A 236-nucleotide genomic window follows, 5' to 3' on the forward strand; every position below is an offset into this window, starting at 1 on the left:
GCTGAACCACCATTTAAAGTTAAGGTAGTAGAATTGCCGTTACAAATAGTTGTTGTCCCAGAAATACTTGTTGGGGCTGTTGAAAGTGAATTAATCGTAACTGTTGTTGAAGCGCAAGTAGTAGTGTTACAGCTTCCTTCAAATCTTACAAAATAAGTGGTGTTAGTAGTTGGAGAAACAGTTATGCTACTTCCAGTTCCAACAAGAGTTCCGCCACACGAGCCAGAGTACCATCT

At 40.3% G+C, this 236-nt stretch carries 1 protein-coding gene; it reads right to left on the reverse strand.

The window, feature by feature from the left end; translation table 11 throughout:
• Positions 1 to 236, reverse strand: a 236-nt coding sequence (locus tag K5R64_RS17320) for a hypothetical protein (RefSeq protein ID WP_220764057.1), incomplete at both ends; no start/stop codon positions are given.

This window comes from Flavobacterium sp. UMI-01, assembly GCF_019656315.1.
Classification (GTDB): domain Bacteria; phylum Bacteroidota; class Bacteroidia; order Flavobacteriales; family Flavobacteriaceae; genus Flavobacterium.